Here is a 21178-nt window from a genome sequence, read left to right on the forward strand (position 1 = left end):
TTTGCGCTTTTATAGTTAACGCAATGTCAATCAAAATGAAAAAATTATTATTTGTATTTTCTGTTGCTTTCTGGGGTTCTGGAGTTGTGTCATATGCACAAGAACAAAAAGCAGAAACTCGTGAGTTAGGGCATATTAATGAAAATAAATTTAGACAGCTGTATCAGGAGTTTTCAACTCCAAATATGTATCGTACAGCTTCTGGGGCTCCTGGTTCTGCGTATTATCAGCAACAAGCTGATTATATCATGGATATAGAACTGGATGATGAAAATAAAAAGCTAACAGGTAAGGAAACAATTACTTATACAAACAATTCTCCTGATGTTTTAGAATTTTTATGGGTTCAGTTGGATCAAAATATGAGAGCTAAAGATTCTAAAACTCCATTAATACAAAATGATCCTATGGGGATAGGAGATACCCCAGATCAGTTTGTTAAAAAATATTTCAAAGAGCCTTTTGATGGAGGGTTTAATATTACTGCTGTAAAAGATCAAAATGGAAAGGCATTAAAGTATACGATTAATCAGACAATGATGCGTGTAGAAATGCCTCAACACCTAAAGTCAGGAGCAAGTTTTACTTTCTCGATAGATTGGTGGTATAATATTAATAATCATGTAGATGGAAGAGGAAGATCTGGTTATGAAGAATTTGAGGATGGAAATAGAGCTTATGTAATCGCTCAGTTTTACCCGAGAATGGCAGTATATAATGATGTAGAAGGATGGCAGAACTCTCAGTTCTGGGGACGAGGAGAATTTGCATTACCTTTTGGTAATTTTGAAGTAAATATCACAACGCCGGATGATCATATTCTAGATGGTACCGGAGTACTTACCAACCGTAAGGAAGTGTATACTAAAGAGATGTTAAAAAGATATGAGAAAGCTAAGAAATCATATGATAAACCTGTGATTATTGTATCTCAAAAAGAAGCTGAAGAGAATTCAAAAACATTTTCTAAAGGGAAGAAAACATGGAAATTAAAAGCAGAGAATGTTAGGGATTTTGGTTTTGCAACTTCCAGACGATTTATCTGGGATATGATGGCTGTAAAAGTTGGAGGAAAAGATGTGATGGCTGTTTCTATGTACCCTAAGGAAGGGAATCCATTGTGGGAAGAATGGTCGACAATTGCTGTTGCGAGTACTTTGAAATCTTATAGTAGAATGACATTTGATTATCCATATCATAAGGCAATTTCTGTACATGCAAAAAATCAAGGTATGGAGTATCCTATGATCTGTTGGAACTGGGGAAGACCAGATGAAGATGGTAAATATACTGACCGGGTTAAGTTCGGAATGATCAGTGTTATTATACATGAAGTGGGACATAACTTTTTTCCTATGATTGTCAATAGTGATGAGCGTCAGTGGACATGGATGGATGAAGGGCTAAATACTTTTGTACAATACGTAGCAGAACAAGATTTTGGAGAATGGTATCCACAAGCTTTAAAACCATTAAAAAAATATCCATCGCGTAGAGGACCAGCAGAAAAAATAGTGCCTTACATGAGTGGGGATCAGAGTTTTATTTCTCCTATCATGACACAATCGAACAATATTTATCAGTTTGGATCTAATGCATATTCAAAACCTGCTACCGGATTGAATATTCTTAGAGAGACAATTATGGGAAGAGATTTGTTTGATTATGCATTTAGGACTTATTCCCAGAGATGGATGTTTAAGCATCCAACACCAGAAGATTTTTTCCGTACGATGGAAGATGCTTCTGCAGTTGATTTAGATTGGTTCTGGAGAGGCTGGTTTTACACTACAGATTATACAGATATAGGAGTAAAAGATGTGAAAAAGTATTATGTGTCTTCTTCTATAAATGATAGAGCAAAAGCATTTATAGAGAGCAGAGGAATTAAAGAAAGTGATTTAGGACCTAGAGTGTATTTGGTAGAAGAAGGAGCTAATGATTACAAAGAAGAATATAAAGAGAAAAGTTCTATAGAAACCTCTAAATCATTAAAAGAATATATGATGGATAATTTCTCTGCTACAGAAAGAACAGCATTAAAAAATCCGAAGTATTTTTATGAAGTTACATTCGAGAAACCAGGAGGGTTGGTGATGCCGTTAATTGTAGAATATAGTTATAAAGATGGGACATCAGAAACAATTAAATACCCTGCACAAGTTTGGAGAAAAAATGATTTGGAAGTTAAAAAATCAATTGCTTCAGATAAGGAAATAGTGAAGATAACTGTGGATCCTAAAAACGAAACAGCAGATATTGATACGTCTAATAACAATTGGCCAAAAGGAGCTGCTCCAATAAATAAGTTTGATCAGTTCAAGAAACGAAGTCAGAAACAATAAAAAAACAATATTCAATATATAAAAATAAGGCCAACTCTCGTAGTTGGCTTTTTTATGGAGTTTATTGTCCTTATATTTGCAACTAGTTATGACAGTACTTCCTTTATTTATTAGTGGTCCAGAAATTGCCTTTATCGTTTTTGTTTTGGTAATGGTTTTTGGTGCAGATAAAATACCTGAAATCGCTAGAGGTTTAGGGAAAGGAATGCGTGTCGTAAAAGATGCTACCAATGATATTAAATCAGAAATTACCAAAAGTGCAGAACGCCATGGGATTGATCAAGAAATCACTTCTATAACATCTGATGTTAAAGAAGGAATCAATCAGGTAAAAGATGATATCGAAGAGTTTTCCGGTTCTGTAAAAAGAAAGCTCTAATTCTTCTCTTATTAGAAAATTTTATTCTTTTTTTTTAAAAAAAAAACAAATATTTTTTCAAGTCTCAAATTCCTTTGTTTTTAAGGGGTTTTGTGAGTTTTTATAGTATTATGCAGGCATAATATCGAGTTTTTGTTTGTGTATTTGATACTTTATCTTTTATTTTATTGAGAAATATTTAATATATTTCACTTATAATTGCGCAATTATCAAATATAGTAACATTAAATTAAATTTTTATTAATAGAAGTTTCACACAAACTCAAACTTAATTTAAAATGAAAAAAACACCTTTTATTATAATTTGTTTATTCTTAATCTTTTCCTGTACAAAGGAAGAATCTAATGATATAATCACTTCTGAAACAGAAGAACAAACAGAAGCAAAATTATTATCAATCAAAGAAGTTAATGCCTATATCGCAAAAGAACTAAAAACACATGGAGATGTTAATTGGACAGAAGCACCTGCTCATGTTTTATGGAGTGCTGTATTCCATGGGGATAAAGTTCTTAGTGTAGGGTATGGAGAAGAAGGACAAAGTTTTTCTGAAGTAAAATCTCCTGCACTGAATCAGATAAAGAAAGATATTTATAACGTTATTTATCAGCATGAAGGAGTTGAAAAATCTCAACTCAAAATGCATGAAGATAAAATATTGAATGTTATGGACGTCAAGGTAACTTCTCTGGAAACTATTGTAGCATTAAAAAAAGAAGATCATATCCGTTATTTAGAACCTATAGGATATGCTTCTTACTTAAAACAGGAAACTCAAAAATCGAGTTTTGGATGTAGAAAAGATAATGAAACAATCAATAGTAACGATTATAGAGTGATAACTCCGGCAGCGTGGGTTCCTTGGAGTTATGATAAGCATAATATTTCGCAAGCCTGGAATCATAGTACAGGAGCAGGAATTACTGTAGGAGTTATAGATACCGGAATCTCTCCTAATCAGAATTTATTGGGCTCAGGGTTCAATGATGGAGCATCTAGCGGCAGAACAATCAGTAAGTATGGAACATTTATAGATGGTGCTTTCTGGTGGTCTACAAATGTAGATGGACCAAACGATAAATGTGGACATGGAACATCGATGGCATCTGCAATCGCATCTCCTCGTAATTCGAGTAATATGCCGGTAGGAGTTGCTTATAACTGTAATTTGGTTTCGTATAGAGGGACAGAAGATGTATTATTAAATGATTATCACGAACGAAAAGGAGTAAGTGATGCGTTGACCGCTTTGGGTAATAAAAGCGATGTAAAAATCATTTCTATGTCGATTGGATATCCCTGGTCTATTGGAAATGTTAAAGATGCTGTTAGGTATGCATACAGTAAAGGAAAACTTATCATCGCAGCAGGAGGGACATCTACTAGTTTTACTAATTGGTTTGGGGTTATTTTTCCTGCAAATATGAGTGAAACAGTAGCTGTAACAGGAATAAAAGATAATGGATACAATCGATGTGATGTGTGCCATGATGGAAATGAAATTGATTTTACAATAGTGATGCAGCGTGCAGCTAATACAAGTAGAACAATTCCTGTACTTGGGTTTAATAATGGAACCAGAAAATACTCTTCGGGCTCCTCAATTGCTACTGCGGCTACCGCAGGAATAGCAGCATTAGTATGGGCTAGAAACCCTGGGATGACTAGAGCACAGGTGCTTACAAAATTGAAAAAAGCAGGGGAATTTTATCCGAATAAAAACGGAGATTTTGGATATGGGAATATAGACGCTTTAAAAGCAGTGCAGTAAGCATTGAATAAATGTCTAATAGTTAATTAATGCCATAGCGAATCGTTTTGATTTGCTATGGTCTTTTTGTTACAAAACCCTGCTTATCGTAAGACCGTCTCGGATTGGAAGTAAAACGGTTTCTACTCTGGGGTCTTCCTTTAGGAGTTTATTGTAGGTAAGAAGAGCTGCGGTAGATTCATCTTCTTTTTTTAGGGGTTTGGTGACCTTACCACTCCATAATACATTGTCTGATAAGATAACTCCTCCTTTTTTCATTTTGTCTATAATAAGATCGAAGTAATTAGGGTAATTAGGCTTGTCTGCATCAATAAAAACCAAGTCAAAAGAAATGTCTATGGTTGGGATTATATCCAACGCATTTCCTACGTGCTGATGTATTTGTTGTCCGAATGGAGAAAGGTCAAAGTATTTTCGTTGAAAATCTTGTAACTCCTCATTGATATCAATCGTATGAAGTTCTCCTTTAGATTGGATCCCTTCTGCAAGACAAAGAGCAGAATAGCCAGTATAGGTGCCGATTTCCAGAATGTTTTCCGGTCGAATTAATTTAGAAAGTATACTGAGTACCCTTCCCTGATAATGCCCGCTGAGCATTCTGGGTTGCAATACTTTTTGGTAGGTCTCTCTATTGAGTTGTCGTAGTAATTCGGGTTCGGATTCTGTATGATGAACTACATAATCATCTAAATCTTCGGGGATAAAATGCATGTCGTATACTTTTGAGCAAAAATATTCTTTTTATTAATAAGATGCATAGGAACTTTTGTTAATAAAGAAGTGTAAAGTTTTGGGTGAGGATGGACCAGATCCCAGATTCCTCATCTTTTTAATAAGGTGTAAGGAGAAAGAAATCATAGGAAGATAAATTGTCAATTGCAAAAAATGAAAAAAACTCGAATAATCTATCAGAAGCAGAAATACAATTTGTAACGAATGCGTATTTTTGAGAAAAAGATAGTAATCAATATGCAATTTAAAAATACCAAAGCTTTTGCACAGCAGTTAGATTCAGAGGATGCATTACGTTCTTATAGAGAATCGTTTGTTTTTCCAAAAGTTAATGGAAAAGATGTTATTTATTTTACAGGAAATTCCTTGGGATTACAACCCAAAAGTGCACAAACGTATGTAGATGATGTGATGAAGGATTGGAGAGAATTGGCTGTTGAAGGACATTTTTATGCCCAAAAACCTTGGTGGGATTATCATGAACGCCTTGCTAAACCATTGGCTAAAATTGTAGGGGCAAAACCGGAAGAAGTAACGGTAATGAATACATTAACGGTTAATTTGCATCTTTTGATGGTGTCTTTTTATCGTCCTAAGGGGAATAGATATAAGATTATTTGCGAAGAGAAAGCATTTCCAAGCGATCAATATATGCTACAGAGTCAGGTGAGATTCCATGGCTATGACCCAAAGGAGGCAATTGTAGAAATCAAAAAAAGAAAAGGAGAGCATAATTTTAGGCAGGAAGATGTTCTCAATGTTATAAAAGAAGTAGGAGATGCCTGCGCATTAGTGCTTCTAGGAGGGGTTAATTATTATACCGGGCAGGTTTTTGATATGAAGACAATTACAAAAGTAGGACATGAAGTAGGAGCTTTTGTAGGATGGGATTTGGCACATGCAGCAGGGAATATTTCTTTAGAATTACACGATTGGGATGTAGACTTTGCAGCCTGGTGTAGTTATAAATATATGAATAGTGGTCCTGGAAATGCTTCGGGATGTTTTATTCATGAACGATTTCACGGAAAAAAAGATATTCCGCGTTTTGAAGGTTGGTGGGGTACAGAAAAAGAAACAAGATTTATGATGAATCCTGAATTTGTACCTATGCCGAATGCTGATGCATGGCAATTAAGTAATGCTCCTATTCTGGCTATGGCGCCTTACTTAGCCTCTTTAGAAATGTTTGAAGAAGTAGGAATGGAAGCATTAATACAAAAACGAAATAAAATAGTCGCATATCTGGAGTTTGTATTGAAGGATATAGATACTCAGGTGTCAAGTGAATTCGAAATTATTACTCCGGTAAGCCAGGAAGAAAGAGGAACACAAATCTCTGTGTTTCTTCATGGCGAAGGAAGAAAATTATTCGAGTATCTTATGAAAAATGGAGTTATTACTGATTGGAGAGAGCCGAATGTGATTCGGTTAGCACCTGCGCCATTTTATTCTTCTTATGAAGATATGTATGAATTTGGTCAAATTCTAAAAAAAGGAATCTTAGAAAAAAAGAAATAAAGACAAAGCATCTCCTCTCGGAGATGCTTTTTTAGTCCAATCAATTATATATTACTCTACAATAAGCGTGTATTGAGGAGTTTTGTTTAAAGGGCAAAAGTAGCTGTAAGTTCCTTTCTTAAGAGAAACTTTCTTGGTGCTACCTGTCGTTCCTTCTGTAACTACTTTTTTTACATACGCTTCTTTGATGTGGTTTTTAGGATTAGAAGCATCTGCTCCTTCTGGTATAAGAACAAATCCTACGTCAGTTCCTGCGTTGTGATTTGCGATATTGAAGATGTATTCTCCTTCTGATAAAGTCAGTTGTTTTTGAGTGAATTCACCTTTTGTTTGCTCGAGAGTAACTGTTTTAACATCTTGAGCTGATGCTGTAAATGTAATCGCTAAAACGAATGTAAATAATGTAATAATCTTTTTCATAAGTAAAGTGTATTTGTTGTTTAGTTGGGAAGGGAATATTCCCTCCCCGGTAAGTATGTATTGTTAATTTTTAGTATTAAACAGTTTCCAAAGGTTGTGCTAATGGAAAGTCTACAGGAACCTGAGTAGTACTGTGGATATAGTTAGAAATTGTCTTATCTCCTACTAATACGATAGTATCTATTAAATTTCCTTTAGAGTATCCTGCATTGAAGAAGTTTTCCACAACATTCTGATCAGCTCTTCCTCTATTTTCAGTAACGTTTTTAGCTAGTTTAGCTAAAGCGTCTAATTTATTGTCAAAAGAAGCTTTTCCTTCTCTTAATTCTAGTATTTGTTGATCGTCAAATCCATTCATCTTTCCAATAGCAGTATGGGCAGATAAACAGTATATACAGTTGTTAACTTGGCTTACTGCTAAGTTTACAACTTCTTTTTCTTTTGCAGAAAGAGAAGTTTTTGCATTGGCAAAATTAAGGTAGTTTTCTAAGGCCGTGTTACTGTGTGCATAGGTAGCATATAAATTAGGAACAAACCCTAGTGCTTTATTTAAATTGTCAAAAATAGCTTGATTGTTTTCTGATACTTCTTCTCTAGTAGGAACATTAAATGTGCTCATAATATTAATATTTTAATTAATTAAATTGTTGTTATAATTTGATGGTACAAAGATGCAACATCAATAGGCACAAGGGAATGGTAGTTTTTCCCTATGAAATGTCAATTATTCCTATGGATAAAAAAAACTCCGATTTTTCGGAGTTTTTTGTTTTTATAATCAAATTGCAAAAAGAAGCTGAAAGTTTATGAGGATTTAAAAGAAGGAAACATCTTTTCTTTTTATCCATAATAGTATTGCGCTTAGTATAAATGTGATAATGGCTGTAAAGAAAAGAAGACCACCGTCATTGTTTATTTCAATCCCCAGCTTAGTCAAATGTATGAGAATTGCCCCACCGATTATTCCCAGAGATAAAGTTGCTCCGATCCATACAGTCTTAGGGATAAGTAATAAGATCCCGGCAATAAGCTCAGCAATTCCAGTGGCAATTCTACCGTATGGTTCTAAACCTACCTTAGAAAAAATATATACACTATCGGGGTGTCCTGTGAATTTAAATCGTAAGGTTTGGATAAGGGTAACTGCTACTATAATTCTTAATACTAATGGAAAGATCTTTTTAGTGCTACTCATTTTTTGTTTGTTATAGTTTTTAGATTAGTTAGGCATAAAACATTATGAGTTAAGTACTAGTTAATAGATACTTTGGGGAATTTGTTTGTTTTTATTCAATAAAAAAAACATGAAGTATTGTTATTCAGTGCTTTGAATAAAAACAACGAATTCCAATTCTTATAATTGTTGGTTTTTACGAGTAAAAAACAGGATTAAAATATTAAATTTTTGATAAAAAAAGAAAGACTATGTTAATTCTTTTCCAAATAATCGACAAAAGTGTCAATTTGTTCATTAGGTATTCTCTTTTTGTCTTTGTTGAAATTTTTTCTGAATTCTGAAGGAGAAAGAGAAGTTCTCTTTTTAAACATTCTACTTAGGTGAGAAGGATCATCAAACCCAATTTCATAAGCGATCTCTTTAGTGGGTTTGTCAGAGTAAATGAGTAATCTTTTGGCTTCTAGTATGATGCGGTCATGAATGATCTGCAAAGGACTCTTTTTGTATTTAGCAAATGTATTCGAAAGTGTTTTAGGAGATTTGAATAGCTTTTTTGCATAAAAAGAGACAGAATGTTCCTTTCTGAAATGAGAGTTAACCAGAACATTAAATTCACGGATCATATTTAATTGTCCGTCAAACATATGTTTAAAATTACTTTGTTGCTTTATAAGTCTGGTAGTTGTAATGATAAAACGAGCCATAAGAATACGGAGCATTTCAGCTTGTATGTTGTCAACAGTATCAAGCTCGTCAAGAAATACCTGATGTAATAATTGTAATTTATGATGTTCTTCTTTAGATAATTCTATAATGGGACTGGTCGCATTTCCATAGAAAAGAATCCCCATACAGCTAACCTCTTCATCATGATCTTTAATACAATAAAACTCTCTGTTGAATTGATATACAATAGCATTTTGACCTCCTATAAACCTAAAAAAAATAGTAGGAGTCAAAACTGCAATACTATTTTTTTTGAGTGTGGTGGCAACTCCATCTATTTCTATTTCAATAGGAGTGTCAGTTGCCCAAATAAAAGTGAAGAGTCCTATCTGCTCGGATAGGCTGTATGTTTGTAATAATTCTTCATTTGCTATTTTGAAAATAGCATTTGTAGAAAATTCATTGAATTGCTTAATCATGATTATTTTGTCGGGGAAGAGGTGTTATCATTACATTGAAATTGAATTTTTACGTATTTTTTTTATAACTATCTGTTAGTTAGTGTTTAATGGGGTAAAATTAAAAGTTTTTTCTATGAAGATAACATGTGTTTCATTGATTTTAATCATTACTACGGGATAAAAGTAACAGAAGGATAATTAATTAATAATTGTTATTTTTACAGAAGGTTTTAATGTTTGTAATTGTTCTTTTTCTTAAGGCTAATCCACCGAAAACATTAGAACTCGAATCAATATCTTTTTACGGTTCTAAAATTTTATCGGTAGGATTGAATAGTAAAGAAATTTATGCAAGCAAAAAATATCGCCATTGTTGGTAGTGGATTAGTAGGATCCTTATTAGCAATATATCTAAGAAAAAGAAATCATTCAGTTACTGTATTTGATAGGCGTCCTGATATTAGAAAAGTGGAATTTAGTGGACGTTCCATTAATTTGGCAATGTCAGTTAGAGGATGGAAAGCGTTAGAAAAGGTAGCTATTGCAGATGAAATAAAAAAGATTGCGATCCCAATGCATAAGAGAGCTATGCATGTCAATGGCAAACCTGAGTATCATCAATATTATGGAGATGAAGGGGAGGCTATTTACTCTATTTCTAGAGGGGTGCTTAATCGGGAAATGATTACGTTAGCAGAGAAAGCTGGAGTTGTTTTTAGATTTGAAGAAAAAGTCTGGGATGTCAATCTTCCAGAGGCAAAAATATATACAGGAGAAACAGAAAAAGGGGCCTGGAAAGAATATCAATATGATATGATTTTTGGATGTGATGGTGCCTTCTCCAGAGTACGTCATAAGATGCAAAGGAGATCAAGATTTGATTATTCTCAGGATTTTTTAGATGCGGGATATAAAGAATTAGAAATTCCGGCAAATCCAGATGGAACGCATCGATTGGATAAAAATTCATTGCATATATGGCCTAGAGGAAAATTTATGTTGATTGCATTACCTAATTTAGATGGAAGTTTTACATGTACATTGTTTATGCCTCATGAAGGAGAAAACTCCTTTGAAACATTGACAGATGATCAGAAGGTACTGAATTTTTGGAAAAAGAATTTCCCAGATGCAATTCCTTTAATGCCGACTTTGCTAGAAGATTTTAATAAAAATCCTACCAGTGCTTTGGTAACGATGAGATGCTATCCTTGGACTTATTGGGATAAAATTGCTCTGGTAGGGGATTCAGCACATGCGATCGTACCATTTTATGGACAGGGAATGAATGCAGGTTTTGAAGATATTTCTGTATTGGACGATATTATTTCCAAAGCAGAAAATGATGATTGGCAAGCTATTTTTGAAACCTATCAGGAGTCAAGAAAAAAGAATACAGATGCTATTGCAGAGTTGTCTTATAGAAACTTTATGGAAATGAGTAGTAAGACCGCAGATCCTGATTTCTTGCTTAGAAAACAAATAGAAAAACATTTCTCGGATAAATATCCAGATAAGTGGGAACCCTTATATTCTAATGTTACATTTAGTCATATGCCTTATGCAAAAGCATTAGAACTCGGAGATATTCAGTCTGAGATTATGGATGAAATCATGAAAGAAGCGAATATAAAGAACCGTTGGGATACAGTTGAGATAGAGCACAAAATTTTAGAGCTTCTAGCAGAAAGAGGTTAACCGATAAGCTTTTTGATCCAGGCTAGTTTTTGAGAAGTGTAAGGAGCATATTTTAGGTTTAGTTCGAAAAGGAATGTCTTGTGTAAGACACTTTTATAATGAGAAAATGCTTTAAATCCATATTCGCCGTGATAGCTTCCGATACCACTACTTCCGACTCCGCCAAAAGGAAGATTGTCTTCTATAAAATGAACCAAAGCATCGTTGATAGCACCTCCGCCAAATGATATTTCACGAAGAACTTGCTGTCGCATGTTTTTGTTTTTGGTAAAAATATAACAAGACAAAGGTTTATCCATTGTTTTTATTTTGTCTAGTACAGGAGTTAATTTTTCATAAGAAATCACAGGTAAAATAGGACCGAAAATTTCTTCTTGCATGACGAGATCATCAAAAGAAACATTGCTCATGATTGTAGGTTCTATAATTCTATTTTCTTTATCAAATTTTCCTCCCAGATATATTTTTGATTGGTCGATCATGGTAATCAGACGATCCAGATTATTTTCGTTGATAATCTGAGTATAATTTTTGTTATCGATACTGTAGGAAGCTTTCTCAATATGTTTTTTTAAAGCAGCCAGTAGGGCAGCTTCCATTTTTTTCTCTACCAGGATATAATCGGGGGCAATACAGGTCTGTCCTGCATTTAGGAATTTAGCCCATACAATACGTTTTGCGGTCATATCAATATCAACTCCGGCAGTGACAATTGCGGGACTTTTTCCTCCGAGTTCCAAAATAACAGGGGTTAATTGTTTTGCAGCAGCTTCATAAATAATTTTCCCAACTTTGGTACTCCCTGTAAAAAAGATAGTATCGAATTTGACCTTAAGCAGTTCAGTAGTGTTTCGTACGCCTCCTTCTATTACTTTAAAATAAGAAGGAGGAAAGCTTTGAGTGATTATTTTTGCCAATGCAGCAGATGCATTGGCTGCAATTTCACTAGGTTTTAATACGATGGTGCAACCAGCAGATATTGCTGCAACAACAGGGGATAAGGATAATTGATAAGGATAATTCCATGCACCAATAACCAATGCTACTCCCTTCGGTTCAGGAAGAATGTAACTTCTTCCGGGAAGATTTGTTAACCCTGTAGAGACACGTTTCTTTCTGGCCCATTTCTTTATTTTTATCAATGCCAGATCAATATCGTGATAGATAATAGCCAATTCGGTTACGTAAGTTTCGTAATCAGATTTTTTAAAATCTTTATAAATGGCTTTATAAAGTAAAGATTCGTTTGTCTTAATCGCATTTTTCAATATTTTTAATTGCTGTATTCTAAAAGAAATATCTTTTGTAGCATTCGTATTGAAAAATTGACGTTGCGAATCTATAATATTTTGATATGGCATATGAGTAACAACAGGTTTAGGTAGTTTGAGGCATGCTTATTTCTGTGTTCTGTTTCTTCTCCAGGGCTAATTGTTTTTGCATTTGTTTTACCGTTAGTGTACTTCCATCATGACTCCATCCTGGAGGACCAAAAATATACATAAATTTATGATACCAATTTTTAGACTTTTTAGTGTCATTCCAAATATCTTTATACTCATGTGTGAGAATTACCCATGGGTTATATGAGTTTGGTGGGTGTGTAACACCGTATTGTACTTCAATGGTGTCATCTAATTCTTTCCAGGTGCCAAATATTTTGTCAAATATATTGAGAAACCCTCCGTGATTCTTATCCATATACTCTATGTTTTTGGCATGGTGTACCTGATGCATAGTGTGGGTGTTAAATATTTTATCGATAAATCCTAGTTTAGGGATATAGACAGAGTGAAGTTGGAATTGCCATAAGGCTTCTATACCTAAACATACCACAAGCATTTCCGGGGGGAATCCAATGGCAGGAATCCACATGTAGAATAAAGGTTTGTATAAGATGGTAAACCACCCATTGCGTACTGCTGTTCCCAAGTTAAAGTTATCAGAAGAGTGATGTACAATATGTGCAGCCCATAGGAACCGAACCATGTGATTCTGACGGTGAAACCAATAATAGGTAAAATCATCCAGTAACTGGCATATGATCCAAACATACCAGGCATAGCTAAAAGATTCCCATCCCATTATATTTGTTCGTACTCCATCTACCAGAGGATTGAAAACCTCATAAACATAATTAAATATTACAATAGCAGAAATCGTTTTGATTAAAGGAGCAATAATAGCAGAGCCTATTCCCATAGTCAAGCTAGAAGCCAAGTCTTTCCATTCATATAGGTTTTTATCTCCATGAGTTTTGCTGTAGGTAAGCTCAACTAGAATGAGTCCCAAAAAACAAGGAACACCATATACGAGGGGGTTCGTAAAATCCATCTTTTTTTGTTTTTGTTGTATTTTTTGGAATATAGGGAGAATTTTATAAAAGAAAAGGAGAAATGGTAAGGAATCATAAAAAATACTTATAAATAAGTATGATTTTTGCCTGATGGGTGGAATTTAACTGTTCTGAGATTCATTTCAGAATTAGATTTTATTGCTAAAAAGATCTTGCTGTTTGTATCAATACAGGATATTATAACGACGCTATTTTCTAAGACCAGAAAATAGCGTCATAAGTTTTAATAAGAGCTCGTTAGGGTTATTTTAGAGACCCTCCTAATGCTTCGAAAGCATTAAGTACATTTTTAATTGCTTTTTTTTCTGCCAGGCTGATTGTTCTTTCTTTGGTAGTTGTTTTGCCAATCAGCTGTAGTTTAGCAGATTTACTTTCAGCAACTTGTTTGATCATTTCGAAATCTTTTTCTTTTAATACCCTGTCAAACCATTCTCTCATACCTCCTTCTGTTTCGCTGGCTTTGAATTCTCCAGGATTCTCTTCTTCTATTGTGTATGTTTTGCCATCAGCAGTGATAACAATTTGTTTAATGAAAAGCCATTCTTCTTTAGAAAAATGATTAACAGAGATACCCATCCAGGGTTTTCTTTTTTCCTTTTTACCGATGTAGGTGTGTAGAAAGTTTTTAGTGCCGGATAATGTCGACGATTTATCAGAATACCATGTCACCGAATTAGAGACATCGTACTTCTTTTTCATCTTGCTGATTGCTTTTTTGAAATTTTCATTGTTATTTTCGGTTAGTTTGTCTCTTTCCAGTGCCTTTTTAGTTTCTTCTATTTCTTTCTCTACTTTTTTTAGTAATCTTTTGGCTTTTCGGGCTTCAGTAGATTTTGGATATTTTTCTATTAATGCAATCAATCTGGATTTACTTTTTTCGTATTCTAGGTTGTCATTATACTCATTAGCTTGTTCCAGAATTTGTACAGGAGTAAGTTGACAATCTGCAATTTCTTGTTTTAATGATTCATTCTCTTTTTTGAGCTTGTCGTATTCCTCCTGGGGAACACCACAGCTAAAAAAAATAAAGATACAGGAATACAATATCAGGGTAGCTTTTTTCATCATTACGGAGATTAGTTAGTTTACTGGTCTTGAATTTTAGAGATCGTAAAATTCAATTTTTATTATTAGGATATATCCTAAGATACTAAAAAAGTAATGAAGAAGAGATAGGAGAAAGAATTTTTTTTAGTGTAGTTTGTTGATTGTGTGTGGGTTTTAGGTGTGCTATGAGATTGTGAGAAAATTATAAACTGAAAGGCATTAGAGGTTCAGCCTAACTTTTATCGATCTCTTCGCTTTCTTTTAGAGGAAGAAACGTTCTTTTTTCGTTTTGGGAATTCCTTGCGTTGTCTTTTCGAAGTTTCATTCTTTGCTTCTTTTCTTCTGGGAGAGCGATGTTTCTCTTCTGAAGAAAACTCTTCAGTCCCTCCAGAGTTTTGGGTGTCGTCTCGTAGGGTTTGTAGCTCTTGTTGACTAAGGTCTCTCCATTGACCTAGAGGAATGTCCAGAGAGACATTCATAATGCGAATTCGCTTTAGTTTTAAAACCTCATACCCCAAATACTCACACATTCTTCTAATCTGACGATTTAACCCCTGTGTCAGTACGATCCGAAAGTCATATTTGTTTAATTGTTCCACTGTGCATTTTCTGGTTACAGTACCCAAAATAGGAATTCCATTAGCCATTCTTTTGATAAAATCGGTACTGATTACCTTATTAACAGTGACAATATATTCTTTTTCGTGATTGTTTCTCGCACGTAATATTTTGTTGACAATATCTCCGTCACTAGTTAGAAATATCAAACCTTCGCTCGGTTTATCCAGCCGACCAATAGGGAAGATTCTTTTAGGATAATTGATATAATCGATGATATTGTCTTTTTCATTCTGAGCAGTCGTACAGACAATACCTACGGGTTTGTGAAAAGCAAGGTAGACATGCTTCTCTTTAGGTTCAGTAATAAGAGCTCCATCTACATGGATAATATCTTCCGGAGCAACTTTTGTTCCCATTTCAGGAACTTTATTATTAATAGTGACACGTCCCTGATCTATTAGCTTGTCAGCTTCCCTACGAGAGCAATATCCTACTTCGCTGAGGTATTTGTTTAATCGGACAAGTTTTTTTTCTGACATAAGCTACATAATAATAAGGTGCAAATATAAGATTAAGACACGAAAAGAGTATCATGAAAAGATTGCAAAGATAATTTATGTATTGCTATTGTGAGAATGTTTGTTTTTTAGAAAATGAAGAATCATTTCGTTCACTTCTTCAAAAAACAGGGAGTGTCCATAGTTTTGAGTGGTAATAAAGGAGACGCCTTTCCAAGACTTACTTATTTTCAAAGCTTCAGAATAAGGGGTGATATCATCATAAGCATCGTGGATTAATAATCCTGGGGTATCAATATCTTTTACATAATTTGCAATCGAAAATTCATGGCTAAAAAAGCCAAACTCTCTTTTAAAGTAAGTATCGAGTTCTTTAATGAATTTATCGGAGAGCTTCAGGGTATTTTGAAAATGTGATAGCAGCCCTTGTAATTCAGAAGGAGGGGCTAAGGCAATGATTTTTTGAATAAAAGGGTAGCTGAACTTGTATTGAGAATAGAGAGTTGTCATACCTCCAATGGAGTGACCTATAATATATGTAGGTTTGTGTTTCTGTATGATGAGGTCCATACATGCTGCGTATAATGGAATGTTAAATTGCTTCCCGGAAGAATAACCATGGGCAGGGGCATCGAGGGAAAGAATAGTATAACCTTGAGCATGTAGAAGTTCTATAAGCGGTTTCCAACGATAGGTGTTACTTTCCCATCCATGTACTAACAAGATCGTTTCTTTATTGTGGTTTGGCCAGCTGTAGGATTGAATTTTGAGATCTTCTATATGGAGGATATCATCAAAAGCCTCTTCGAGAAAGTGCTCCTGTTCAGGGAGTACCCGACCTTTTCTTGGAGTACAAAAGAACGTAAATGCTTGTACTAGTGCTTTTTGTTTGTTGAAAAAAAATAAGAGTTCTAAGTGTTTTCCTACTAATAAAGGAAGGGCTTTTTTTATGTGTTTATTCATCTTCTCGATGTACCGTGTCTAAAGAAAAAGCAGGAGTACAGATTGCAATGTACTCACAGGCTTCATTAAATGGATTAGCGTATTGTATTCGGGTACCTTTTAGGATTTTTATAGATTCTCCAGCAGCTAATACTACTTTTTCGTTATCAATGGTAATTTGTTTTTTTCCTTTGATGATATAGGTGTATTCGTCAAATTCGGGTGTTTGAAAAGGCTCCTCCCAGTGAGGAGGTGCAATCATATGAGCAATGCTTATTTCTGTATTACCATCCGTAGCGTTGCCAAAATGCTCCTCGATCAATTTGCCATCTGTAGTGGGAACGACAAAAGGAGATTTTTGAATAAGAAACTTTTTAGAAGAACTCATTTGTCTTGAGGTGTTTAATTCCAGTGAATCCAGAATTGTTTTATCTTGGCAGTATCAGGAATTTGGGAAACGTCAATTTTTTTATCTGTATTAAACCTGAATTCAGAAGGTAAATCTTTTTTGTCGATAGTAAAGTATGCCTGTAGATCATCTATAAATATAACAGCGGTACTTAATGTATTATTGATCTTGGAAATTGTATACTGATCTTTTATGTCTTTGAATGTACTTTGACTTGATAATCCAGTACCCGTTTTGTAGCGAGAGTCAATTACCTGTACAGTTTGGATAGTTGAACTCGAATCGTTTTCATGCTTTGCTTCTAATATTAAAAGTTTTCTTCCTCCTTTTTCAAAAACCTCAATCTCATTAGCGGTATTGATGTATTCTGTCCGGGTCATGTTCCTTACAATAGAATCTTTCGCAAAGATAGAGTCCAGTTGGTATACTTTTATTTCATTTGTGAGAAGACCAATACGATTAGGTGAGATTTCAAAAGCAGCTTGCATTTGATTGTTTTCTTGGCAAGAACAGATGAGTAATGATGTAAAGATATATAAGAAAATTCTGTGATTCATAGTAGTGAGAAAATTTTGTAACCGCTATTTTAATAGTTTGTTTAGTACTCCCAGTGCACCTCTGATAAATGTGGCACTTGTTAGTACTTTGATAATGGCTTTTTCGGTGGTGCTGGTTCTTCTGGATCGAGATCTACTTGTTGATCTTTCAAGTTTTTCTCTTTCTTTTTTTGCAACTTCTTTTGCCTCTTCAGCTTCTGCCTGTGCTATTTTTTTATTAAGTATTTCATACGCACTCTCCCGATCTACTTCTGTATTATATTTTTTAGTGAGGCTTGATTTCTCGATCAGGTTCTTTAATTCCTTATCTGTAAGAATATCCATTCTACTCATTGGTGCTCTAAGCATGGTAGCAGCCAGGGGAGTGGGGCGTCCTTTCTCATCAAGAGCAGAGACAAGCGCTTCCCCGATTCCAAGAGAAGTTAATACTTCTTTGGTGTCGTAGTATTCAGAGATAGGGTAGTTCTCCGCAGTTAATTTGATCGCTTTTCGATCTTTGGCAGTAAATGCTCGTAATGCATGCTGTACTTTTAATCCTAGTTGCCCGAGGACACCATCAGGGACATCGGTTGGGTTTTGAGTTACAAAATACAATCCGATTCCTTTGGAACGGATAAGTTTAACGATGTTTTCTATCTGATCCATTAAGGCGTTAGAAGCTTGTTTGAATATAAGGTGTGCCTCATCCAGAAAGATGACTAATTCTGGTCGACCGCTATCTCCCTGTTCCGGAAATGTTCCATATATCTCGGCTAATAAGCTAAGCATAAAAGTAGAAAATAGTTTTGGACGATCCTGAATGTCGGTTAATCGAATTATATTAATGAGTCCTCGGCCATCATCATCAACTCTACATAAATCCTGTACCTCAAAAGAACGTTCTCCGAAAAAGATATCAGCTCCTTGTTGCTCGAGTTCTACTATTTTTCGAAGTATAGAACCTGTAGAAGCTGTAGAGATTCTACCATAGTCTTTTTCTAGTTCTTTTTTTCCTTCTCTGGTCGCATATTGCAATACTTTTTTCAGGTCTTTTAGATCTAGTAGAGGAAGTTTATTGTCATCACAATATTTGAAAATAATAGCAATTATACCGGCTTGTGTTTCTGTAACATCAAGAATTCTGGATAAAAGTACAGGGCCGAATTCGCTTACAGTAGCACGTAACCGAACACCTTCTTGCTCCGATAAGGAAAGAATTTCAACCGGAAAACTTTTGGGAGTGAATGGAATTCCTATTTTTTGATGTCGTTCATCAATTTTAGGATGTCCGGGACTCGCAGCAGCAATACCGCTGAGATCTCCTTTTATATCCATAAGCAATACAGGAATTCCTTTTTCGCTTAAGTTTTCTGCGAGCACCTGTAATGTTTTCGTCTTTCCTGTTCCGGTAGCCCCGGCAATAAGACCATGACGATTTAGGGTTTTTAAAGGGATTTTTACCTGAGCGTCAGTAATTGTTTCGTTATTGTGAATAGCGGATCCTAATGCTATAAAATCTCCTTTGGTCGTATACCCTTCAGTAATGTGGTCCAGAAAAGCTTGATTTTCACTCATAGTTGATCTAAATTTTGATAAAAATAGGAATCTTAGTTAATCTATCGAAATTATACATTGATTTTAATGAAAAAGGATATTGCTTTATTTTCGTTTTGTGTATTTCCTAAAATGAAAATTAAATAATGTGTTATATTTATAAGGTATAAAATTCGATAACAATGAGGTGGTTATTTTTAGTTGTTTTTATAGGAAGTGTTTTAGGGTGTAATCAACCTATGCAAGTTTCAGAGAGTCCAATATTTCATGTGAGTCATGAACCTAAAAAAGTAGCGGCTCCTTTTTCTGATGCAGTACAGGTAGGAAATACGTTCTTCTTGTCAGGGCAGATAGGAATGGACCATACAACGAGAAAATTGGTTAATGGAGGGATACAGACAGAAACGAAGCAAGCCCTGGAAAATATAAAAGCGGTATTGCAGCAGCATGATATGGAGATGAAAGATGTGGTGAAGTGTACCGTAATTCTTTCTGATATTAAAGACTTCTCATTGTTTAATGAAATCTATAAAACTTATTTTCCTCAAAAACCTGCACGAACAACTTTTGCTGCAAGTGGGTTGGCTGTAGGAGCTAAGATTGAAATAGAGTGTGTTGCAGTAAAATCGGAATGAAATTTATAGGGTTGTAAAAATCACTGTATTGTAGGAAGTGATTTGAATATGCTGGTTTTTTTGTAAGTAGATTGATAATTTTCAAGCTTTTATTAATTACCTTTGCGCCCTTATGCAAGAGAATGTACAAAAAATGTTAAAGGAAGGAAGTATGCTTCCTTTAATGGAGGAGTTTTATACAATTCAGGGGGAAGGGTTTTATAAAGGAACAGCAGCTTATTTTGTTAGAATTGGAGGATGTGACGTAGGTTGTCATTGGTGCGATGTTAAAGAAAGCTGGAATGCTGATTTGCACCCTCCAACCCGTACAGATATCATTGTAGACAATGCTCTTAAGTATAGTGATGTAATTGTGGTTACAGGAGGAGAGCCCTTGATTTGGGATTTAACATTGCTTACTGACGGATTGAGAGCTAAAGGTGCCAAAACACATATTGAAACCTCAGGTGCATATCCGCTGTCTGGAGATTGGGATTGGATATGTTTGTCTCCCAAAAAAGTAAAATTGCCAAAACCTGAAGTATACAAGAAAGCAAATGAACTAAAATGTATTGTATATAATAGAAGTGATTTTAAATTTGCGGAAAAGCAAGCAGCGCAAGTTTCAGATGACTGTATTTTATATTTGCAACCCGAATGGAGTAAAAGGGAGCAAATGATTCCGTACATAGTTGATTATGTTATGGATAATCCAAAATGGAAAGTGTCCTTACAAACTCATAAATATCTCAATATTCCTTAGTTTTTTACATTGAGATAACAGATTGTTGACCGTTTTTTATTGTTCCTGAATAAGGATTGTGTGTTAATTACGGTTATAACGTATCGTTTTAAGGGTGTTTTTTTTGAAAATCAAACAAATATGTAGGTTTTTTCTTTCTTATTGTATGAGTTTTGTCTTACAGTATTGCCTTTTATCTTCTTTTTTATATAGTTATGTCGAAAAGTTAATTTTTAATTAATGTTTTTCTTGACTTATGGATGCTTATTAGTTATTTTTATATAAGTAATTTAAAATCAAGGGGCTATGAGATATCTGTACACTATTTTCGGATTAAATTTTCGTGTATTCATTAACTTTTTAAAGGATCTCCCAGGAGCATCTAGCTATGCTATTCGCAGATAATTAGCTCTGGTAGTAGTATCATTTAAATTGTTTGAATAAAGAACAGAATCGAATAAAAAAAACGTCTAATATATATTAGACGTTTTTTTGTGTTGATTTTTAAGCTGGAGTGCCCTGAATAGGTTATCTTCTAAAAATAGTAGTTTTTATTAGGGTTTGTTTTCTGGTGGGGTATGTATTTTCCGTAAAAAAGAAAAAGAAAGGGGGGATAAAACCCCATAAAAACATGTTTTTTGCGTAAGAATTTTCTTGTTTGTTTTTTTTTGTTTAGGTTGTTTTTGAGTATTATGACCTTTTTAAGGTGTTTTCTGTCTAAAATCTAC

General features: G+C 34.5%; 20 protein-coding genes. 7 read left to right on the forward strand and 13 right to left on the reverse strand.

The genetic code is table 11. The features are described from left to right. Positions 1-35 precede the first annotated feature (35 nt). The 3 genes from HN014_RS11845 (at position 36) to HN014_RS11855 (ending at position 4496) form a co-directional block, all read left to right on the forward strand. Positions 36-2345, forward strand: coding sequence for a M1 family metallopeptidase (locus HN014_RS11845; protein ID WP_176029081.1), 2310 nt, complete (start codon positions 36-38; stop codon positions 2343-2345). 88 nt (positions 2346-2433) lie between these two features. Then, the gene (locus HN014_RS11850; protein ID WP_176029082.1) at positions 2434-2724 is read left to right on the forward strand and encodes a twin-arginine translocase TatA/TatE family subunit; all 291 of its coding nucleotides are present in this window, start codon (positions 2434-2436) and stop codon (positions 2722-2724) included. A gap of 278 nt (positions 2725-3002) precedes the next feature. Next, a complete protein-coding gene (locus HN014_RS11855) occupies positions 3003-4496 on the forward strand; it encodes a S8/S53 family peptidase (protein WP_176029083.1) in 1494 nt (497 codons plus the stop codon). Positions 4497-4565: 69 nt separating this feature from the next. Here the strand turns inward: HN014_RS11855 and HN014_RS11860 are convergent, their stop codons facing one another. After that, positions 4566-5207, reverse strand: coding sequence for an O-methyltransferase (locus HN014_RS11860; RefSeq protein WP_176029084.1), 642 nt, complete (start codon positions 5205-5207; stop codon positions 4566-4568). A gap of 258 nt (positions 5208-5465) precedes the next feature. Here HN014_RS11860 and kynU point away from each other — a divergent pair, with 258 nt between their 5' ends. Then, positions 5466-6749: a kynureninase gene (gene kynU, locus HN014_RS11865; protein WP_176029085.1), complete on the forward strand. Its 1284-nt coding sequence runs from the start codon at positions 5466-5468 to the stop codon at positions 6747-6749. A 51-nt stretch (positions 6750-6800) separates the two neighbouring features. Here kynU and HN014_RS11870 read toward each other — a convergent pair whose 3' ends face one another. From HN014_RS11870 to HN014_RS11885, 4 genes are all read right to left on the reverse strand, one after another. After that, complete coding sequence (locus tag HN014_RS11870; protein WP_176029086.1) at positions 6801-7169, reverse strand: cupredoxin domain-containing protein; 369 nt, start codon at positions 7167-7169, stop codon at positions 6801-6803. A 76-nt stretch (positions 7170-7245) separates the two neighbouring features. Then, positions 7246-7788 (reverse strand): carboxymuconolactone decarboxylase family protein, encoded by a 543-nt coding sequence (locus tag HN014_RS11875; RefSeq protein WP_176029087.1) that lies wholly within the window; start codon positions 7786-7788, stop codon positions 7246-7248. A 195-nt stretch (positions 7789-7983) separates the two neighbouring features. Then, entirely contained in the window at positions 7984-8364 is a 381-nt protein-coding gene (locus HN014_RS11880) for a DoxX family membrane protein (RefSeq protein WP_176029088.1), read from the reverse strand. A 233-nt stretch (positions 8365-8597) separates the two neighbouring features. Further along, positions 8598-9491: an AraC family transcriptional regulator gene (locus HN014_RS11885; protein WP_176029089.1), complete on the reverse strand. Its 894-nt coding sequence runs from the start codon at positions 9489-9491 to the stop codon at positions 8598-8600. Positions 9492-9821: 330 nt separating this feature from the next. On the opposite strand from HN014_RS11885, the gene HN014_RS11890 reads away from it, so the two are divergent. Next, complete coding sequence (locus HN014_RS11890) at positions 9822-11171, forward strand: NAD(P)/FAD-dependent oxidoreductase (protein WP_176029090.1); 1350 nt, start codon at positions 9822-9824, stop codon at positions 11169-11171. Here the strand turns inward: HN014_RS11890 and HN014_RS11895 are convergent. From HN014_RS11895 to HN014_RS11930, 8 genes are all read right to left on the reverse strand, one after another. Further along, a complete protein-coding gene (locus tag HN014_RS11895; protein ID WP_176029091.1) occupies positions 11168-12532 on the reverse strand; it encodes an aldehyde dehydrogenase family protein in 1365 nt (454 codons plus the stop codon). The two genes, HN014_RS11890 and HN014_RS11895, sit on opposite strands and share 4 nt — an antisense overlap. A 16-nt stretch (positions 12533-12548) precedes the next feature. After that, positions 12549-13505: a sterol desaturase family protein gene (locus HN014_RS11900; protein ID WP_176029092.1), complete on the reverse strand. Its 957-nt coding sequence runs from the start codon at positions 13503-13505 to the stop codon at positions 12549-12551. A gap of 265 nt (positions 13506-13770) precedes the next feature. After that, positions 13771-14595, reverse strand: coding sequence for a hypothetical protein (locus HN014_RS11905; protein WP_176029093.1), 825 nt, complete (start codon positions 14593-14595; stop codon positions 13771-13773). A 218-nt stretch (positions 14596-14813) separates the two neighbouring features. Continuing rightward, complete coding sequence (gene rluF, locus HN014_RS11910) at positions 14814-15674, reverse strand: 23S rRNA pseudouridine(2604) synthase RluF (protein ID WP_176029094.1); 861 nt, start codon at positions 15672-15674, stop codon at positions 14814-14816. A 75-nt stretch (positions 15675-15749) separates the two neighbouring features. After that, complete coding sequence (locus tag HN014_RS11915) at positions 15750-16616, reverse strand: alpha/beta hydrolase (protein ID WP_176029095.1); 867 nt, start codon at positions 16614-16616, stop codon at positions 15750-15752. After that, entirely contained in the window at positions 16609-16983 is a 375-nt protein-coding gene (locus HN014_RS11920; RefSeq protein WP_176029096.1) for a cupin domain-containing protein, read from the reverse strand. Before HN014_RS11920 ends, HN014_RS11915 begins: the two co-directional genes overlap by 8 nt. Before the next feature lie 14 nt (positions 16984-16997). Further along, a complete protein-coding gene (locus HN014_RS11925; RefSeq protein ID WP_176029097.1) occupies positions 16998-17561 on the reverse strand; it encodes a hypothetical protein in 564 nt (187 codons plus the stop codon). Positions 17562-17585: 24 nt separating this feature from the next. Further along, entirely contained in the window at positions 17586-19115 is a 1530-nt protein-coding gene (locus tag HN014_RS11930; protein ID WP_176029098.1) for a helicase HerA-like domain-containing protein, read from the reverse strand. Positions 19116-19276: 161 nt separating this feature from the next. Here HN014_RS11930 and HN014_RS11935 point away from each other — a divergent pair, with 161 nt between their 5' ends. Further along, positions 19277-19729 (forward strand): RidA family protein, encoded by a 453-nt coding sequence (locus tag HN014_RS11935; RefSeq protein WP_176029099.1) that lies wholly within the window; start codon positions 19277-19279, stop codon positions 19727-19729. Positions 19730-19841: 112 nt separating this feature from the next. Next, positions 19842-20471, forward strand: a complete 630-nt coding sequence (locus HN014_RS11940; protein ID WP_176029100.1) for a 7-carboxy-7-deazaguanine synthase QueE — start codon at positions 19842-19844, stop codon at positions 20469-20471. Positions 20472-21178 lie beyond the last annotated feature (707 nt).

The sequence above is a fragment of the Aquimarina sp. TRL1 genome (assembly GCF_013365535.1).
GTDB classification, from domain to species: domain Bacteria; phylum Bacteroidota; class Bacteroidia; order Flavobacteriales; family Flavobacteriaceae; genus Aquimarina; species Aquimarina hainanensis.

What these genes read in the sequence shown, in the direction of transcription:
- HN014_RS11845 (WP_176029081.1), top strand. Translation starts at nt 36, where the DNA reads ATGAAAAAATTATTATTTGTATTTTCTGTTGCTTTCTGGGGTTCTGGA.
- HN014_RS11850 (WP_176029082.1), top strand. Translation starts at nt 2,434, where the DNA reads ATGACAGTACTTCCTTTATTTATTAGTGGTCCAGAAATTGCCTTTATC.
- HN014_RS11855 (WP_176029083.1), top strand. Translation starts at nt 3,003, where the DNA reads ATGAAAAAAACACCTTTTATTATAATTTGTTTATTCTTAATCTTTTCC.
- HN014_RS11860 (WP_176029084.1), bottom strand. Translation starts at nt 5,207, where the DNA reads ATGCATTTTATCCCCGAAGATTTAGATGATTATGTAGTTCATCATACA.
- kynU (WP_176029085.1), top strand. Translation starts at nt 5,466, where the DNA reads ATGCAATTTAAAAATACCAAAGCTTTTGCACAGCAGTTAGATTCAGAG.
- HN014_RS11870 (WP_176029086.1), bottom strand. Translation starts at nt 7,169, where the DNA reads ATGAAAAAGATTATTACATTATTTACATTCGTTTTAGCGATTACATTT.
- HN014_RS11875 (WP_176029087.1), bottom strand. Translation starts at nt 7,788, where the DNA reads ATGAGCACATTTAATGTTCCTACTAGAGAAGAAGTATCAGAAAACAAT.
- HN014_RS11880 (WP_176029088.1), bottom strand. Translation starts at nt 8,364, where the DNA reads ATGAGTAGCACTAAAAAGATCTTTCCATTAGTATTAAGAATTATAGTA.
- HN014_RS11885 (WP_176029089.1), bottom strand. Translation starts at nt 9,491, where the DNA reads ATGATTAAGCAATTCAATGAATTTTCTACAAATGCTATTTTCAAAATA.
- HN014_RS11890 (WP_176029090.1), top strand. Translation starts at nt 9,822, where the DNA reads ATGCAAGCAAAAAATATCGCCATTGTTGGTAGTGGATTAGTAGGATCC.
- HN014_RS11895 (WP_176029091.1), bottom strand. Translation starts at nt 12,532, where the DNA reads ATGCCATATCAAAATATTATAGATTCGCAACGTCAATTTTTCAATACG.
- HN014_RS11900 (WP_176029092.1), bottom strand. Translation starts at nt 13,505, where the DNA reads ATGGATTTTACGAACCCCCTCGTATATGGTGTTCCTTGTTTTTTGGGA.
- HN014_RS11905 (WP_176029093.1), bottom strand. Translation starts at nt 14,595, where the DNA reads ATGATGAAAAAAGCTACCCTGATATTGTATTCCTGTATCTTTATTTTT.
- rluF (WP_176029094.1), bottom strand. Translation starts at nt 15,674, where the DNA reads ATGTCAGAAAAAAAACTTGTCCGATTAAACAAATACCTCAGCGAAGTA.
- HN014_RS11915 (WP_176029095.1), bottom strand. Translation starts at nt 16,616, where the DNA reads ATGAATAAACACATAAAAAAAGCCCTTCCTTTATTAGTAGGAAAACAC.
- HN014_RS11920 (WP_176029096.1), bottom strand. Translation starts at nt 16,983, where the DNA reads ATGAGTTCTTCTAAAAAGTTTCTTATTCAAAAATCTCCTTTTGTCGTT.
- HN014_RS11925 (WP_176029097.1), bottom strand. Translation starts at nt 17,561, where the DNA reads ATGAATCACAGAATTTTCTTATATATCTTTACATCATTACTCATCTGT.
- HN014_RS11930 (WP_176029098.1), bottom strand. Translation starts at nt 19,115, where the DNA reads ATGAGTGAAAATCAAGCTTTTCTGGACCACATTACTGAAGGGTATACG.
- HN014_RS11935 (WP_176029099.1), top strand. Translation starts at nt 19,277, where the DNA reads ATGAGGTGGTTATTTTTAGTTGTTTTTATAGGAAGTGTTTTAGGGTGT.
- HN014_RS11940 (WP_176029100.1), top strand. Translation starts at nt 19,842, where the DNA reads ATGCAAGAGAATGTACAAAAAATGTTAAAGGAAGGAAGTATGCTTCCT.